This is a genomic window from Desulfosediminicola flagellatus (assembly GCF_005116655.2).
GTDB classification, from domain to species: Bacteria; Desulfobacterota; Desulfobulbia; order Desulfobulbales; family Desulfocapsaceae; genus Desulfopila; species Desulfopila flagellata.
This window is the reverse complement of the sequence record NZ_CP050698.1, coordinates 6,254,922-6,272,474: the sequence shown is the minus strand read 5'-3', so window position 1 is coordinate 6,272,474 and position 17,553 is coordinate 6,254,922. Positions and strand designations below refer to the sequence as shown.

General features: G+C 44.8%; 14 protein-coding genes. 3 read left to right on the top strand and 11 right to left on the bottom strand.

The features are described 5' to 3' along the window. Positions 1-97: 97 nt before the first annotated feature. The 8 genes from FCL46_RS25995 to ilvB form a co-directional block, all read right to left on the bottom strand. Complete coding sequence (locus FCL46_RS25995) at positions 98-1,441, bottom strand: TRAP transporter large permease (RefSeq protein ID WP_136808746.1); 1,344 nt, start codon at positions 1,439-1,441, stop codon at positions 98-100. A 2-nt stretch (positions 1,442-1,443) separates the two neighbouring features. Beyond that, positions 1,444-1,950, bottom strand: a complete 507-nt coding sequence (locus FCL46_RS25990) for a TRAP transporter small permease subunit (RefSeq protein ID WP_136808747.1) — start codon at positions 1,948-1,950, stop codon at positions 1,444-1,446. Between the two features lie 139 nt (positions 1,951-2,089). Continuing rightward, complete coding sequence (locus FCL46_RS25985; RefSeq protein WP_136808748.1) at positions 2,090-3,241, bottom strand: TRAP transporter substrate-binding protein; 1,152 nt, start codon at positions 3,239-3,241, stop codon at positions 2,090-2,092. A gap of 1,054 nt (positions 3,242-4,295) precedes the next feature. Then, positions 4,296-5,873 (bottom strand): MBL fold metallo-hydrolase RNA specificity domain-containing protein, encoded by a 1,578-nt coding sequence (locus tag FCL46_RS25980; RefSeq protein ID WP_136808749.1) that lies wholly within the window; start codon positions 5,871-5,873, stop codon positions 4,296-4,298. Between the two features lie 128 nt (positions 5,874-6,001). Then, positions 6,002-6,832 carry a class I SAM-dependent methyltransferase gene (locus FCL46_RS25975; RefSeq protein ID WP_136808750.1) on the bottom strand — a complete coding sequence of 277 codons (831 nt, stop codon included), beginning with the start codon at positions 6,830-6,832 and terminating at the stop codon, positions 6,002-6,004. Positions 6,833-7,078: 246 nt separating this feature from the next. Next, complete coding sequence (locus FCL46_RS25970) at positions 7,079-7,279, bottom strand: cold-shock protein (RefSeq protein WP_136808751.1); 201 nt, start codon at positions 7,277-7,279, stop codon at positions 7,079-7,081. A 167-nt stretch (positions 7,280-7,446) separates the two neighbouring features. Continuing rightward, positions 7,447-7,749 (bottom strand): acetolactate synthase small subunit, encoded by a 303-nt coding sequence (gene ilvN, locus FCL46_RS25965; protein ID WP_136808752.1) that lies wholly within the window; start codon positions 7,747-7,749, stop codon positions 7,447-7,449. Beyond that, entirely contained in the window at positions 7,730-9,418 is a 1,689-nt protein-coding gene (gene ilvB, locus FCL46_RS25960) for an acetolactate synthase large subunit (RefSeq protein WP_136808753.1), read from the bottom strand. The genes ilvN and ilvB overlap by 20 nt, the downstream gene beginning before the upstream one ends. Positions 9,419-9,877: 459 nt before the next feature. Between ilvB and FCL46_RS25955 the strand changes: the two genes are divergently transcribed. Both FCL46_RS25955 and FCL46_RS25950 read left to right on the top strand, forming a co-directional pair. Then, a complete protein-coding gene (locus FCL46_RS25955; RefSeq protein WP_136808754.1) occupies positions 9,878-11,047 on the top strand; it encodes an iron-containing alcohol dehydrogenase in 1,170 nt (389 codons plus the stop codon). Between the two features lie 253 nt (positions 11,048-11,300). Beyond that, positions 11,301-13,721 carry a PAS domain S-box protein gene (locus FCL46_RS25950; protein WP_167505954.1) on the top strand — a complete coding sequence of 807 codons (2,421 nt, stop codon included), beginning with the start codon at positions 11,301-11,303 and terminating at the stop codon, positions 13,719-13,721. Between the two features lie 181 nt (positions 13,722-13,902). Here the strand turns inward: FCL46_RS25950 and FCL46_RS25945 are convergent, their stop codons facing one another. The 3 genes from FCL46_RS25945 to FCL46_RS25935 all read right to left on the bottom strand — a co-directional run bounded on the left by FCL46_RS25945 (position 13,903) and on the right by FCL46_RS25935 (position 16,723). Continuing rightward, complete coding sequence (locus FCL46_RS25945) at positions 13,903-14,472, bottom strand: flavodoxin family protein (RefSeq protein ID WP_167505955.1); 570 nt, start codon at positions 14,470-14,472, stop codon at positions 13,903-13,905. 51 nt (positions 14,473-14,523) lie between these two features. Then, positions 14,524-15,333: a bifunctional hydroxymethylpyrimidine kinase/phosphomethylpyrimidine kinase gene (gene thiD / locus FCL46_RS25940; RefSeq protein WP_136808757.1), complete on the bottom strand. Its 810-nt coding sequence runs from the start codon at positions 15,331-15,333 to the stop codon at positions 14,524-14,526. Positions 15,334-15,502: 169 nt separating this feature from the next. Then, a complete protein-coding gene (locus FCL46_RS25935; RefSeq protein ID WP_136808758.1) occupies positions 15,503-16,723 on the bottom strand; it encodes a hypothetical protein in 1,221 nt (406 codons plus the stop codon). A gap of 260 nt (positions 16,724-16,983) precedes the next feature. Here FCL46_RS25935 and FCL46_RS25930 point away from each other — a divergent pair, with 260 nt between their 5' ends. Further along, on the top strand, positions 16,984-17,445 hold the full coding sequence (locus FCL46_RS25930) for an SRPBCC family protein (RefSeq protein ID WP_228723283.1): 462 nt from the start codon (positions 16,984-16,986) through the stop codon (positions 17,443-17,445). The last annotated feature ends 108 nt before the right edge of the window (positions 17,446-17,553 follow it).

The following is a 17,553-nucleotide window of genomic DNA, read 5'->3' as shown; positions in this document are numbered from 1 at the left end:
GAAGAACATTAGACAAAAGAAAAAGGCCGCAATCCGTATCCCGGTTGCAGCCTTTTTCACTTTTGAACTAAGGTACTACGTCATACCATGCTCAACATCATGCTCCGAAGAATATACTTGGAAGCCATGTAATAATTGATGGAAACATCGCCAGAATTACAAGACCAACAATCTGTAGCAAAACGAAGGGCATGATACCTCTGTATATATGCCCCATGGTGTAGCCTTCAGGCGCAACACCTTTGAAGTAGAATAGGGCATAACCGAATGGAGGAGTAAGGAATGAGGTCTGCAGGTTCACACAGAGAAGAATAGAGAACCACAGAGGATTAAAATCAAGCTCCATTGCGATCGGCATAAAGATCGGTACTGTAACGAGCAGAATTGCCGCCCAGTCGATAAACATACCCATCAGAAAGACAATACCCATCATAATGAGAAGTACAGCCCATCTGTTCATACCAGAGCCAACCAGAACGTCGGCAACAACATCACCACCGCCCATTGACATAAATACTGTACTGAAAAATTTACCGCCGATAAAGAGCATCATTACCATGGCAGTAGTGCTCATGGTAGCATGGCAGGATTCCTTCAATACTGTCCAGTTAAATTTCCCATTGAAAATTGCAAGAATCAACGCACCCAAAGCACCAAGAGCTGCGGCTTCAGTCGGTGTTGCAACACCTGCGAGGATGGTACCCATAACTGAAAGGATAAGAGCCATCGGCGGAATCAGACACTTAAGAGTAAGAACCACCTTTTGAACCGGGCTCCACTTCGACGCTTCTTCCTTACTGATTGGGGGTCCAAGCTTGGGATTAAGTGTACAGCGAATGAAGATGTAGATAAAATACAAACCAGCAAGAAGCAGACCTGGCAGGATGGAAGCTGCAAAGAGGTTACCAACAGAAGTTTCCTTCAAACCGGTAAGACCACCATAAACAACCATCATGATACTAGGTGGTATCAGAATACCAAGTGTACCGGCAGCACAGATAATACCGGCAGACATCTCTTTCTGATAACCTTTCTTCATGAGTGCAGGTGTCGCCAGAAGACCCATGGCAACAACTGACGCACCGATAATACCGGTGGTAGCAGCAAATACTGTACAAACAACAACAACCGCAAGACCAAGACCACCTTTCAAGCCACCCAGAACAACAAAGAGTGTCTCAAAGAGTTTATCGGCGACCTTTGACCGATCAAGTAACTGGGCCATCAAAATAAACAGGGGGATTGCAACAAGAACATAGTTGTTCATCAAGCCCCATGTATTGTTCGCAAACATGTCGAACAATGCAGGTACGTCAAACCCGTTATCGATGAGTCCAAACAGCGTAGCTACCGCCGCGAGGGTATAGGCCAATGGATGGCCTAAGGTAATTGCAAGTATGAGAGTAGCAAACATGGCCACTGTCAGGATTTCCGGGCTCATAATTACCGCTCCTCTTTATTGAAAACAACCTGCAGGTCTTTGATTAGATTCGACACACCCTGCAGAAGCAAAAACAGAAAACACACTGCCATTAACACCTTGAAGGGATAAATTGGCGGAGCCCAGCTTGTCGGATTACGCTCAAGGCCGATAACTGAAGAATAAGCAAACTTCGCTGACCATATTGTCATACACGTCATTACCGGCAGAAACAGAATTGTGGTACAAAGCGATGAGATTACAGCTTGAACCTTTTTCGGAGCCAACGCGGTAAAGATATCTACCTGAACGTGTCCTTTCTTTACATCTGTGTATGTCACACCGAACATATAGTGACAACCATACAGAAACGTTGTTGCTTCAAAACCCCAGGATGTTGGAGAGTTGAATCCATAACGCATAAAAACCTCATAGATAACAACTCCAAGCAGAGGCAGTATCAGCATTGAAGTATACTCACCCTGTTTGGTGCTAAACGTATCAATGCCTTTGGATATTTTTGAGAACATCACAGTATCCTTATAATTGCTCAATTAATAAACTCTTAACCCCAAACCAGATGGCCCTCCTCTCATGAGAAGAGGGCCGTGTCCCTGACTACAAGCAGACGGTGAGCATGTTATGCGTCAGGTGATATCTTGAATCGAATTATTCAGTGATCTGACCTGAGATGTAGGTCTCATATGGCCAAGGAGTTGCACCACTACGAGCTTCACGCCATACTGAGTATTCCTGAATGAAAGCTTCCTGGCTATCAAGAGCGGTCTTCACGTCAGGATTCTTGGCTTTAACTTCGTCAAGATAGGTTTTTGCAACTTTACGGAACTCGATAAGGGTATCTTTGTCCATCTTCACGATCTCTACTTTCTCTTTGAACTTGAGAAGAGCCTGAGCGTTAAGTGCGTTGATCCAGTTGTACGACCAAGCCTGGGTCTCAGCAGCAGCAAGCTTTACGATCCACTGAAGATCTTCTGGCAGTTCACTCCAAGCTTTTTCGTTGATCATTACGTCACACTGAAAACCTGGCTGATGAACGCCTGGCTGAATAACGTATTTGGTGATATCGTCAAAACCCATTGGATAGTTGATAGCTGGTACTGAATACTCAGCAGCATCAATTACGCCACGCTCAAGAGCAAGATAAACCTCTCCACCAGGAAGCGGAGATACGGAAGCACCGAGATTTGTCATGATATCCATGTACCAACCTGGAGTTCTCAGACGCATGCCTTTGAAATCTGCCATGGTGGTCGCTTTCTTGTTAGAAAAAAGACCCATTTCCTGACCGGTCTGACCTGCAGCAAGAGATACGATACCAAAAGGCTTATAGAGAGCGTTCAGCTGCTCCATACCACCTTTTTCCTGCAACCAGATGTTATAACCCTCAGCATCCAGACCAAAAGGAACAGAACCGAAAGCTACGAAAGCCTCGTTCTTACCTTTCCAGTAAAGAGGAGAAGCATGTGCGATCTGAACAGAACCTTTGGAAACTGCGTCGAAAGACTGGTTACCAGGAACGAGTTCGCCAGCAGAGAAAGGTTTAATATCAAGTCTACCAGCAGAAGCAAGACGTACACTATCAGCAAAGTGAACAGCCATGTCGTAGAAAAGAAGTCCTTTGGACCATGGCATAACCATTTTCCACTTGATCTTGTCCTGAGAGGTCTCGAACTTTACGCGCTTGGCAATCTTATGACGTTCATCAACACCAAACTTCTCACGCTTAGCAGCATCAGCAGTAGCAACTGTGAGTCCAACTGCCAAACATGCGGTAAGAGCACCTGCAAATAACTTTTTCATGAAACAACTCCTCCTTATTTTTATTTGATTGCCCATCAGGACCAAGCGTCCTGACACGCCTTCATTCCAAGCAATCAGTTTGCCCCGTGATTGCAAGGATAGTGGTGTGGAAACAGATGACCGCTGTATTTCACACCAACCGCCTCTTTTATATACACAATTCATGCCAGTTCTGGATATTTCCACTTTCCACCTGAGTTTCCACGACATACAGCCGCTTAACGAAAACCTGGTTTCCAAAACCTTCCAGCACCTGTCTTAAATACTGGAATGCTGCAAATACTTTCATACGGTCAATTCACAGAAGTAATCCGACAATCGTCGGTAAAAATACTCATATTTCTAGCTATGTATAATGATCAACGATGTGTGATTTACCCCACGAGATCGCAATCAAGCATTTCAGGCAGATCACCGGCAACAACAGCATGTCTGATAAAACAGACATTAGACCAATTTTGCTCTACGACCAGATAGACACAATAACCAACACTTAACGCACACAAACCTCCTGGAGACAAATAATCGTGAATTCGGTAAGTAGTATGATTGCAGTGCACTCAGCTGGTTTTCAATACGAGATTGTGGTTTCCAAAATGAGCCTCGAAAAGCATCGAAAGACTGGGCTCACAATCCAGCCCTCAGGGACGAATTTCAACTTTTCCATATGATCACAGGCTACTAGGTTGTCTTTTTTCCCGGACAGGAGGTGTTTATGAGGACAATTCTAAGATATTTCAACCTATCGCGTTTTGGATTAAATGACGCATTACGTGCCAATATCAATACAACACGCTTATGAATGAGTGAAAATTTTACAGGGAGAATCAGCTGGTTCTTTGGACTACAAAAGGACCTGACAACGCAGCAAAGAGAATAGATACAACCGAACAACTACAAGCACTTAATCCTAAATTACAGCAACATACGTATTCACTCACACGCCCAATCGGACAGCCCCATGCATCTATACATAAGCGACACATGACCATTGCTCTGTACATCAACCACAGAGAACCGTCCCCTGTGGTTTCTAAATATCTTACACCCGGTTTCAGGAAACATACATTGTCTGTCCCTGATACGGCACGGTAACTTCAAAACCTTTCTCTTCCAGAACAGTTTTAAATGATAAAGACTGCTCCTCTTCACCATGCACCAGAGCAATTTTTTTAACCTCAAGATTTGAACCGGTCAGAACTTTCAGAAGTTCATCTCTGTCTCCATGGGCACTGAACCCGCCAAGCGTTACAACCTGCGCACGAAGTGGGTATTCTTTGTTATAAAACCGTACCGTCGGAGCGGGTCCTCTTCGCTTATTTGTCTCGTACGCTTCTGCCTTGTCCTGAATCTGTCGCCCAAAGGTATTCGACCCCATATATCCAACAATTAGAACCGTGTTCCTGGCATCATGAATCTTGTGTCGCAAATGGTGTAGAATCCGTCCCCCCTCACACATTCCCGAGCCTGAAAGGACTATATGTGACCGTGTGTCTCGATTTAAGGCCATTGATTCTTCAACAGTCTGAACAAATTTCAGATGTTCAAATTTGAACGGATTCAAACCATCTTCCAAAAATGTTTCATGCGTATCCTCGTCATATGTTTCCGGGTGCTCGCCAAAGACATGGGTTATATTCGTTGCCAATGGGCTGTCAACATAGACCGGCATTGGGGGAACTTCACCTTCCAGATAGAGTTCATGGAGGTAGTAGATAATTTCCTGGGTACGACCAAATGCAAATGCCGGAATAAGTACCGATCCACCACGGGCAAAAGTTTCTTTCAACACCTTTTTCAGCTGTGGCTTCATGTCTTTCACCGGGTCATGAAGCCGGTTGCCATAGGTCGATTCCATAATTAGCAAATCTATTTCCCGGTGCTCATCTGAAAACTCAAGAGTAGGGTCCTCAATTATCGGTTTGTTGAATCTACCAATATCACCCGTGAATAGTATATTCTTGCGTCGTCCCTCTGTTTCCTTGCCAATCACGGTCATTGCTGAACCGAGAATATGTCCCGCGTCATAAAAAGTACACTCTACATTTTTACCGATCGTCACAGTGTGCTTGTACGGAATACCGTTAAAATACGAGAGAGACTCCTCCGCAGATTCCATTGAATACAGCGGTGTTATAATTTCGAGTTGATGCTCTAAAAGGAGTGCTGCAATTGCCTCATCATTAAGACGATGCCTCCCTCTCTTTAAAAGAAGCTTAATTTCTGCCATCTCTTCTTTTGAGACCTTCTTCTGTCCTCCACTTTTAAGCTTAGACAAAAAATTTCGCGCAGTCTTGTAATTCAGGTAAGCAGCATCACCCTCCTGAATTTTCGCAGAATCACGCAACATGTATTCGCAGGCTCGCGCTGTTGCCCGTGTACAGAAAATGCGACCATTAAAACCTTTTTCGGTAACCATTGGAATTCTTCCGGAATGGTCGAGATGAGCATGGGATAGCACTATATTCGTTATCCCTTCAGGGTCTACAGGGAGCACCCTGTTTTTCGCCTCGGCTTCTTTACGCCGACCTTGGAAAAGCCCGCAGTCCAGAACGATACGATCATGCTCTGTAGTCAACATATGAAACGATCCGGTGACTTCTCTGGTGGCCCCATGAAATGTAAGATGCATACTGCACTCTCCCTGTAAACGTATATATTTTAACGTCTTACAACATGTAATTACCAACAAATTTTACTTCAGAATCTTTTTCAATCTTCACGATCAACACAAATACTTTACTATATAATTGTAGGAAATTATATAATTACGCAATCTATACAGATTCGATACGTCCGCGGAGCGCAATGACCGGCCTTGACCACTTCAGCAGAAATCAAATCTCTACTTTGCTGACGGCATACTGCCGCAACCTTTGCTATCGAATCGTCGAAACACTCTTCATTCTGCATCTCATAATAGTGAAGCATGCCATGTGGTTTTAATACCTGCAGCGCTTTGGGTAGAAAAAGTTCTCCCCCTTTCGGTAATGGCATAACTACTCGGTCAAATAGACGATTAAGTGCAGGAAGAATTGCCTCCACATCCCCGTTATAGAATCTCACATTTTTTATCCGTTTATTGCGGGCCAGACTTTTCAAGGCATAACTGTGAGCAATTGGGTTTTTCTCAACCCCTACAATTGCTTTTGCCTGACTGTTTTTGCTGATTACCAGCGGATATGGACCGATACCTGAAAACATCACCAGAACAACCTCTCCCGGCTCTACCAATGAAGCGATGCGTTTTCGCTCAGTTCCACTGCGTACAGAGAAATACACCTCTTCAGGATTGACAAGTAATTGCACACTATACTCTTTATGCTCAGTATCCTTGCGATTTTCCCCTGCGATTACTTTTAATGGAATAGTCCGAAATTCTCCGCCATATATGCCATCCCGTTTCGCAACGACTTTAATGTTTTTTGTATTATCCAGAATCGCCTGGCCAATCACATTCTCTTTGGATTCGAGTTCTGGCGGTATAATAATTACCGCAATATCGCCAATAACATCATACGAGCGAACCAGTAATCCGAGCTCTTCCTGCGACAGTAAATTGTGCAGGTACTTTTTTAAATTTACAGACATAATCTCAACACATTACTTTTATCTGATATCCCGTGAGGCTTGATAGCCCAGCATGCATTTCGGCCCGCTGCTTTGAGAAATCCGGGATTAAGGCCTCAAAGTGCACGTCGTAAACAATTCCGACCTGTACAACCACATTATACCCGGTTCAGGCTGTCTCAAACAAAAAAAGCGCCCTGAAATTATGATATAATTTCAGGGCGCTATATTCACCGGGCATGAGGACATCATGCCTGCTGATATGTTTTACACTTTGCTTACTTTTTCCGCAGTCAGTCCTTTGGGACCTTCTACAACTTCAAAAGACACTGGTTCCCCTTCTTTCAAGGTTTTAAACCCGTCTTCCTGAATGGCTGAGTAATGTACAAAGATATCCTGCTGACCATCCTGTTCAATAAAACCGTAACCTTTTGCATCATTAAACCACTTAACTTTACCTTCTGCCATGATTCAAACTCCTCTTCAGATTATAGCAACAAACACCAACAACAAAAGACGACAACGACAAAACGCTCCATTAAGTTGTTATAAACATAAAGCCGCCAAAAACACAAACACTATCTGTCATTTCCCTGTCATTTAAAAGGTGCCGCACCAATCCACTCCCCCACCATTCAAGTAAACGTATACAGTCCGGAAAAAACAGGATGCTCACCTTCATGAGGGGTTACGTCCATTACGTCCGGCAATTTGCGAATCTGTTTTATTACCTGCTCCAGCCTGTCAGCTTCATCTACCTGTAACCAGATCCGGCTCATATCACCGGTGTCAACAGGAACACAGGCTATCGCTTCGAGGTTATACGCTCTTCGTGCAAAAAGGCTGCAGATATGCGACATCACTCCAGGGTGGTTGTTTACTTCAAGTTGCAAAACCATTGTGGTATTTTTTGAATTATCATGCTGTCTGCTTTGCATAAGGACCTCCAATCATCGTGATATTTGCAGCTCCAGGAGGAACTATAGGGTAAACCTCTTCTTCTCTGCCAACAGGTGCGTTGATGAGACAAGGCCCCTTTTCAGTCAAGGCTGTTTCAAGTATTTCATCGAGATTACCATCTATACCGACATCATAAGCCCGCATCCCGAAGCCTCTGGCGATCATGGCAAAATTTATATCGATTTGGAAATCCGAGGCGTAATGGTGTTGGGAATAAAACAGCCCCTGTTGCTGACGAACCAGCCCCAGCGAATTATTATTCATTACAATCACAGTGATATCGAGTTGTTGTTCGACAGCTGTGGCCAGCTCCTGAATATTCATCTGCAGGCTACCGTCACCACTAAAACAGACAATACGCTTTTCTGGGTGGGCAATAGCCGCACCGATTGCCGTAGGCAACCCGAATCCCATGGTACCTAGACCGCCGGAAGTGAGTAATTGCCGTGGTTTTGAGAAAGGATAGACCTGCGCTGTCCACATCTGGTGTTTGCCAACATCGGTCGCGATGATGCCGTCATGCCCCATACGCTCTGCAACCTGTAATATTATACCATATGGTTTTTCAGGAACCGTCATATCACCAGTTGTCATCGGGTAAGCATTCTGTAATACACCCACACGATTTTTCCATGCTGAACGCTTATTTGCTGTAATGAGAGGCAAAAGCTGCTCCAGTGAATCCCGAACATCGCCGATAAGGCCGATATTGGCCGTTTTTAATTTACTGACTTCACTTGGATCAATATCCATATGAATAATCTTTGCGTCAGGACAAAATTCCATTATTTTTCCTGTTGCCCTGTCATCAAACCTGGCCCCCGCCGAAATAAACAGATCACACTCCTGAAGGATCATATTTGTTGAACGCGCCGCATGCATACCGAGCATGCCTAAAGAAAGCTGCTCGTCTGCGGGTATTGCTCCCAAGCCCATCAAGGTCATGGTTGTTGGGATATTTCCTTTCTCCGCAAGCTTTAAGGCTGCATCAGAGCCATCACTATGAATTATTCCACCCCCAAGGCAGAGTACCGGTCTCTTGGAACCATTAATCAGCTTCGCGGCCAGCCTCAGTGCGCCTTTATCAGCACGTGCAGCTACTTCTTTTTCACCAGGTTCCGGCCACTCTTCAAACGACACCTCTGCCATCTGCACATCCTTGGGCACATCAATCAATACGGGGCCGGGCCTTCCAGACATTGCCAGCCTGAACGCTTCTGGGATTATGCTAAGTAATTCATCGGCAGTTCGAGCCATGAAATTATGCTTAGTGATCGGGATGGACATTCCGTATGTATCTACTTCCTGAAAAGCATCAGTACCCAACAGAGAAACAGGCACCTGGCCTGTAATACAAATGATCGGAATTGAATCAAGATAGGCATCGGCTATGGCGGTCATTATGTTTGTTGCTCCCGGCCCGGAAGTCGCAAAACATACAGCCGGTTTGCCGGTTGAACGGGCAATTCCCTGAGCCAGAAATCCAGCCCCCTGTTCATGTCGCGCTAATATATGATTAATTAGCGGTGCCTTGTACAAAGCATCATACAACGGCAGATTTGCTCCTCCCGGAATTCCGGCAATAGTTGTTATTCCCTGCCGCTCCAACAGGCGGATAATGAGATCAGCTCCATTCATGGTATGCATTGGTGGGTTCCTCCGTCCAGCCCGAAACCCTGAACAATTCCGAGGCTGGTTGCGTTTTATGCCGGCGATTTTCGGCGAGGGCAAAAAAAAACCCCCGCCGGCTTGCGCCGACAGGGGTTAAGTAATTTATTTTACTCTTCTATTCCTGTTACGGCGCTGCGCCCTCCACGTTACGCACCACGACCACCACACTAAGTACGACTAGTGCTAGAGATAGAATAGAAACTACATTCATGTTGGTGGCTTTAGGTAACATTCGCTTTGCGTTTTTTTGGTCCGTATTTGAAATAGATTATGTAACTGCCTTTGAAATAGCAAAATTCACAGGCACCGTCAAGCGGTATTCTTTATATACCTATTTTTCTCTGTCATATGTTTTTCCTTTGCCTTGGAGGAGTGATGTTTATATCCTGTTCCAGACTTTTCTATTAATGACAGACCAATTTCAGGAGATGCATAATGGTGCCAGACTTCAGTTTTAAACCCACGCCGCAACTGTTTTTCGGTGTAGGGAGACATAAAGAACTTCCCTTAGTGCTCAAACGTTTTGGCTCAAGACTGCTCATTGTTGTCGGTGGTCAATCCTTTACTTCAGGCAAATATTGGGGTGATCTCGAACGTAACCTTACTGAATCCGGATACTCCTTCAATCTCGTACATATTGAAGGTGAACCTTCCCCTGCTGATATCGATACAGTTACCGAACACTATTCAGATAAGCCTATCGATGCCGTCATCGGTATCGGTGGCGGAAGCGCTCTGGATGCAGGAAAAGCAATCTCCGCCATGCTGGTTGAACAGGAACCTGTAACAACTTTTCTCGAAGGGGTAGGTAGCAGACAGCCAAGCGGAGAAAAAATCCCATTCATTGCTGTTCCGACCACATCAGGTACCGGCAGCGAAGCAACCAGCAATGCTGTAATCAGCAGTGTTGGTCATCACGGCTTTAAAAAGTCTCTTCGTCACGATAACTACATCCCGGACATTGCCTTAATCGACCCGGAACTGACAACAGCGTGTCCACGCAACCTGACCGTTGCCTGCGGAATGGACACATTCACCCAACTTGTTGAGGGATATCTATCAACCAACGGGTCGCCTTTAACCGACGCTCTTGCTCTTGAAGGAATTCAACGCGTTATACATTCACTGCAGAATGCATGTGATGATGGTGACAATATTTCTGCACGAGCAGACATCTCGTACGCCTCGTATCTCTCCGGCATAGTACTCGCCAATGCCGGTCTTGGACTTATCCACGGTTTTGCATCGGCTATCGGTGGAATTAGCGAAATCCCCCATGGAGTAGTCTGCGGAACGCTGATGGCTGCAGCCAACAGATTTACACTACAACACCTTCGCGAAAACGACGGTGACAGAATCTCGCTTGCAAAATATGCAAAACTTGGCCGATTAACAACAGAGCTGGATATTTCAGACCATCAAGCTCAGGACATCTTCATCGAATATCTTACAAATCTTTCAACTACTCTTGGTATCCCGTGCCTTGGCGATTATGGAGTCACTGAAAATTCGTTTGATGAAATACTCAATCAGACAGGTAATAAATACAATCCGGCAGCTTTAACCAAAGAAGATCACCGACTCATCCTTCAGGAAAGAATATAAATATATTGAGTACTTTTGAGAAGTGAATACAGAATTCTACACATACAGGCATCTCGAACATCGTATTGAGCAACAATGCGACATTTAAGGTGTAATACTATTTATTTACGGGATATCAATACTTTCATTCCTACAGGCTCAATAATGTGTTAGATTAACTTTCCGAAATATCACGACACCAGAGTAACCCATACCCAAAACTAGGTTTACTCTGTCTTCAGCCAAATTCATGCGGAAGGCACACAGAGATACCATGCTGAAACTCGTTAATGCAAATTCAGAAAAAGACACTGTCGATCCCCTAAACGAGCAATACCGGCAGATGCTTGATAATGCGATGTTGCCACTTGTGGTAACATCACTTAAAAAGCAGACCATCCTCTATATGAACAATGCTGCAGCATCGTTTTTTCAAATCAAGATTGAAGATGCTCTCGGTTTAAATATTGTCGATTTCTGGACGAATCCACAGGATAGACACACTTTCGTAGAACATATAGGAGCCGAAGGGAAACTCGAAGATTACGAAGCCCACCTAAAAACTTCAGATGGGAATGACCGATTTGTCTCTATCTCAGGCAGTGTTATAGAGATTGACGGGCAATCCGCTATCTTTTCAATTTTTAAAGACATAACCGCGCAAAAAGAAACAGATCTGGCTCTTAGAAAAAGTGAAGAGAAGTATTTTGCACTGTATAACCTGATGCGGTTAATGGCTGATACTGTCCCGGACATGATCTGGGCCAAAGACCTTGACGACCAATATCTTTTTGCCAACAAGGCGATTTGCAACACTCTACTGAAATGCGACTCTGCTCAGGAGGCACTGGGTAAAAATGACATCTTTTTTGCTCTACGTGAAAGAGCACTGGGCCATATGCATACCTTTGGAGAAATCTGTACAAATTCAGATGAACAGGTAAGAGAAAAAGGTGAGCCAGGGCGCTTTCTGGAAGATGGCCTCGTTCGCGGAGAATACATCATGCTTGATGTCCACAAAGCACCGATGTTTGACACCGGAGGAAAACTCATCGGCACAGTGGGAACCGGGCGAGACATCACTCAGGACCTCAAAATAAAAGAAGAAAAACGTATAATAGACCAGCGTTACCGCCTGCTTGCCGAGAATGTTCGTGATGTAATCTGGACTATGGATGCAGAGCTTACATTCACTTTTTTCTCTCCTTCGCTTGTAGATGTTACCGGCTATACTCCGCAAGAATTTCTCAACAACAACTTTTCAACATATTTCCCAAAATCTTCCATACCGTACCACAAGCAATTCTCGAAACATTACAAAGGAATATCTCGTAGAAAAACAACAAGTAAAGAGCTGCAATTCTGGGAATTTGAGATTCGCCACAAAGACGGTTCCTTCATCTGGATAGAAACAATTACCTCCCCCATGTATGACGACAACGGCGACTTCTTCGGAGTAGTCGGTGTCAGTCGTGACGTTACAGCCAGAGTCGAAGCTCAAAAAGAATTGGAAAATGCCAAAGAACAGGCATTGGCAGGCAGTAAGGCAAAATCAGAATTCCTGGCTAATATGAGCCATGAAATACGAACTCCGATGAACGGAATACTCGGCATGTTGCAACTGCTCCAGGCAACAGATCTCGACAGTCGACAAGCGGGATTTGTCGATACCGCAATCCAGTCCGGGTCTAATCTGGTTCACCTGATTACTGATATTCTCGATTTTTCAAAAATCGAAGCAGGAAAAATTGAACTTCTCCCAAGCTGTTTTAATTTAAGAAAATTTCTAAAAACGATTTTCTATTCATTTGAGAGTCTTATTGATAGCAATCGAATCGATTTACAGCTCATAATAGCGGATGATGTCCCCAGACGCATAAAGACAGACGAATCCCGCCTCCAGCAAATTCTGTTCAACCTGCTGGGTAATGCAGTAAAGTTCACCAACAACGGTCATATCCATCTCTTGGTCACTGCAGAAGAGCAGGTAGAAGATAGGATCAAAATCCACTTCAAACTTGAAGATACAGGTATCGGAATACCGGTTCAGTTATCTGATCAGCTTTTTGAGCCATTTGTCCAGGCGGACGGTTCATTTCAACGTAAATACAAGGGAACCGGGCTTGGTCTATCTATTGTTAAACAGCTGCTCACGCTTTTAGATGGAACCATAGAATTAAAAAGCAGCGAAGGACAGGGGACTATAGCTGACTTTGCGATCCTCGTACAACCTGACGCATTTACCTCAGGCGGCAATGAAGTGGGTAAACCGGTAACTTCTACATCGACTCGCAAAGCCGATATACTTGTAGTAGAAGACGAAAAAATCAACGCCATGGTGATCCTGGCGATGCTGCAAAACATTGGTCATAATGTAACTTTGGCGACAGACGGCAGAAAGGCAATTGACCTGCTGGAAACGACATCATTTGACTGCATCCTGATGGATATTCAGATGCCCGAACTGGACGGCATAGAAACAGCTAAGATTATTCGGAAAAACACCCTTAAGAAGGGGATGTCTATTCCGATAGTTGCTGTAACTGCGCATGCGATGAAGGGCGACAGAGAGAATTTTCTCTCTGCCGGGATGGATGAATATCTGACCAAACCAGTTGATGCAACAGTTCTTGCATCAACTTTGCAGAGGGTATTACAAGCAGAAGAAAGGCCGCATGTGACTGCAACCTGCTAGGAGGCAGTCAGAAAACGCTCTTCTCACCCATATCTTCGTTAAACTCGAAAAATTATCCTCCGGTAAGCGAGGGACGAGACTCCGAGATATTAACTATATGCCTCCGGTAATTTTGCGAGTTTGCCTTGATCTGAGCGAAAATCCCTATTCTCGGACAGCCTCCCAGGAGGCTGTCTAAAGCCTACAGTTCACCACGGCTGATTTTCTCACCAAATGATCTGGCCCGGGTCAGTTCATCTAATTTTTCACGTACAGCTTTGCGATCATCCACACCATTTACCAGCAGCGATTCGCCACACTCCATATCAATCGCATCAAACAGGTATCTGGCACACAGTTCTGTGCTCTCAAAAAGTTTACCACCGCCAGTTGCAGCGGTTGCCAGCACATATCCGCGTCTACCCTCACCCTGCCTGAAACGGTTTTTGAGATTGTATCGCCTTGACCAGCGAGCCTGCATTCGGTCAGTAAAAATCTTTGCCTGGGCAGACATTGCATAGAAATATATTGGAGTCACCAACAACAACCTGTCTGCGTTATCAACTTTTCCGTAAATTTCGGTCATATCATCTTTGACGACGCATTCGCCTGACTTATCGCAACCACCGCACCCCTGGCAGGGGCGAATATCCAGATCATTTAATCGGAGATATTCAACTGTTCCACCTTCAGACTCCATACCTTCCGCCACGGCTTTTGCCAACATCTCACTGTTACCGTTTCTTCTTGGACTACCCAACACTATGACCATGTGCATATATTCACCCTAAAAGTTGGTTATTCCCGCAATGACAACATCATTTCAATTCCAAACGGCATGAAAATGGTGCACCGGCCCATGTCCCTCGCCAATTGCATATTCAGATCCAGCGGCTATTGCCTTGTGCAGATAGCTCTCTGCCTCTGCCACTGCCTCCGCTATTTCAAGCCCCTTACTCCAATACGATGCAATGGCTGACGAAAGTGTGCACCCTGTTCCATGAGTATTTTTTGTTTTCAGTCTGGCATTGCTATAGATATTTATTTTTTCGGATTCTAGCGTAACCAGGACATCTTCAAGCGACTCATCACTCAAATGCCCGGCCTTAAGAAGTACATTCAATGAATGGGCAACCGACAACTCTTTGGCAGCATCACCGAGTTCTGCAGCCCCGCCTATTTTTCGCCCGAGTAATAATTCAGCTTCTGGAATGTTTGGAGTGATAAGATGAACAACCGGAAAGAGTATCTCCTTCATTGCCTCGATAGCGTCTTCTTTGATGAGCGGATCTCCGCTTGTGGCAACCATAACCGGATCAAGCACCACCCGCCTGCAATCATACTCACTGAGCAATCCGGCTACACACTCGATAACCTCAGTTGAATGGAGCATACCGATCTTTACACCATCAACACCAATATCATCAAAGACAGCACGAATCTGCGCTTCTAAAAATGGCACAGGGACAGGGTGGATACTCGTCACTCCTACTGTATTTTGTGCTGTTAAAGCTGTAATGGCTGACATTCCGTAACAACCGCAGGCAGAAAATGCCTTTAGATCAGCCTGAATCCCGGCCCCCCCTCCGCTATCCGACCCAGCAATAGTCAGCAATCGTGTGTACTTTTTCATCTCGTTCTCATTCGTTGTATTCGATATGTATTTAATCTGTATTTGATCTGTATTCAGTATTTCTGGCAGTAATAATAGTTCATACTGGCAAAAATTACAGGAAGTTGCAAGAGACTACAAGCCTTGAGGGTGCGTGAAAAATGCATTGTCATATCGTGCACGACAGCTCTCATTCTGAGATTATTCCGCCTTCAGTGAGTCCTTCAGGGCCGATTCGCTTTACCGCCTGCCATCCCGGACGTAATGCAACCCGACGGCTCCCGGTTGCCAGAATAATTTGACAATAGCCGCTAAAATCTTGCAACCAGCCAATGAAGGTGTCTGCTGTTTCGTCATCCATTCCTTCATCTAATTGATCAATAAGCAGGAGAGGTGGCCGTCCATAACAGACGGTAGACAAGAGTGCTACAAGTCCCATTAATTGAACCCGTTTTGCTAAAATGCTGTCAGGTGTATACGCTGTAAGTGTGAAGCCGTTTTCATCCACCATCAGTTCCGGCAAGTTAATTCCTGCCACCAATAGCGACTTAATGTCAGCATATGGCTCTTTGAGAGTCGAAAAAAATCTTTCGCGACCATGTTTACTTCCTAGCCGGTATGAGTGAAAAATATTCCGTAATAGAGAAACAACAGGATCACAATCCGTATCTGCTTTTTCAAGGAATGAGAACGAGTAATCTGCTCGAATGCTCTGCTCTTTGTGAACGGCTATCGTTGGCGGCAACGACTCTTCAACCTTTTTTCGTGCTGTTATAAACCGTTCTGCACGCTGTGTTTTCTGCATGCAGGTATCCAGTAAGGGCCTGTCTTCCTCCGTCAGCACGTCAGCGATTGAATTTAGCCAGTTAGCACACGTAACTGCGACCTCTCCCTTAACCCTGTCAGTTGCTGCAAGCATATCTATAAAATCTCCCTGCAACACAAAATCCCGCCCTTTAGAACAGTGTTGCAATCGTTCCCGCAATGTTTTCATCTGATCAGCGATCTCGGACCAGCGGGTCGATGCAGAAATCTCTACGAAGGTTATCCACCTGCTGAGATCCAGTCTTCTCCCCACTTCGATTCTATCAGTCTCAATAAGTGCAGGGTCTATGTTATCCAGCTCCCGAACAAGGTTCGGCTGCGCCGAAAAAACCATGAAAACAGCAGTCTTCTTCTCAGGGTACACGCGTCGTTTATACTTCCCCTGCTGCCAGATTTCAGGATGATTAACGAATGGATTTTCTACCGAGATGTCATAGACAGGATTCAATGCCTCCAAAGCCTTCAGGAAATGTTTCTTACCACTGCCGACAGGGCCGTAAATTACGGTAGTTTGCCTTCCCGGAACAAGCCAGCCGGTATCCACAACACCTTCAACACATCGCACCTTTGCCTGGATTAGTCGCATATGCCATTCCCTGCTCACGTACTTCAACAATCTCTTATAGAAAATTCACTGTTCAGAATTTCCGATATCTTTACAAATTTCACAAAATATCGATGCTGCAAATTGACTTTATGAATCCCTGCAAAAGAGTATATCATAGTCAGACCTGACAGGAGGTATACAGTCTGCAATTTGCAGCTAAACGCACACGTATGCTACCATGAAAGATCAGGAAAAAAACCTCTTACCGAGCCACCAGGAGGATGTCCGCGGCCTATATAATGATATACACACTTGAAAGAAAAATACAGCTGGGAGCCTCGGTTGAGCAATGCTGGGATTTTTTGAGAAACCCTGCAAACCTCAACATCATAACCCCTCCGGATCTTCAGTTTAAAATTATAACAAACGTGCCGGAAGAGATGTATAACGGCCTGCTTATTGAGTATTCAATCCGCATACCCGGGTTTGGAAGACAGAAATGGCTCACCGAGATCAAGCACATCCGTATAAAACACTCTTTTATTGACGAACAACAGTCTGGACCTTTTCGCTTCTGGAATCACTATCACCAGCTAACAGAAATTGCTGGCGGAGTCGTCTCATTGGACAGGGTAACCTACATAATGCCTTACGGCTTTATCGGCACAATGCTCCATTCGGCTTTCATACGTAAAACTCTAGACCGTATCTTTAATTACAGAGAACAGAGGTTAGCCCAACTTTTCCCGTATGTATATTAGGTTTTAAAGGTTTGCCAGGAGACCGTTTGAGATGATTAGTTACGCCAGGCATATATTTACTTACAGAGAAATTACGTGGAGAATATCGGGCTGGTCTTACAATAACCA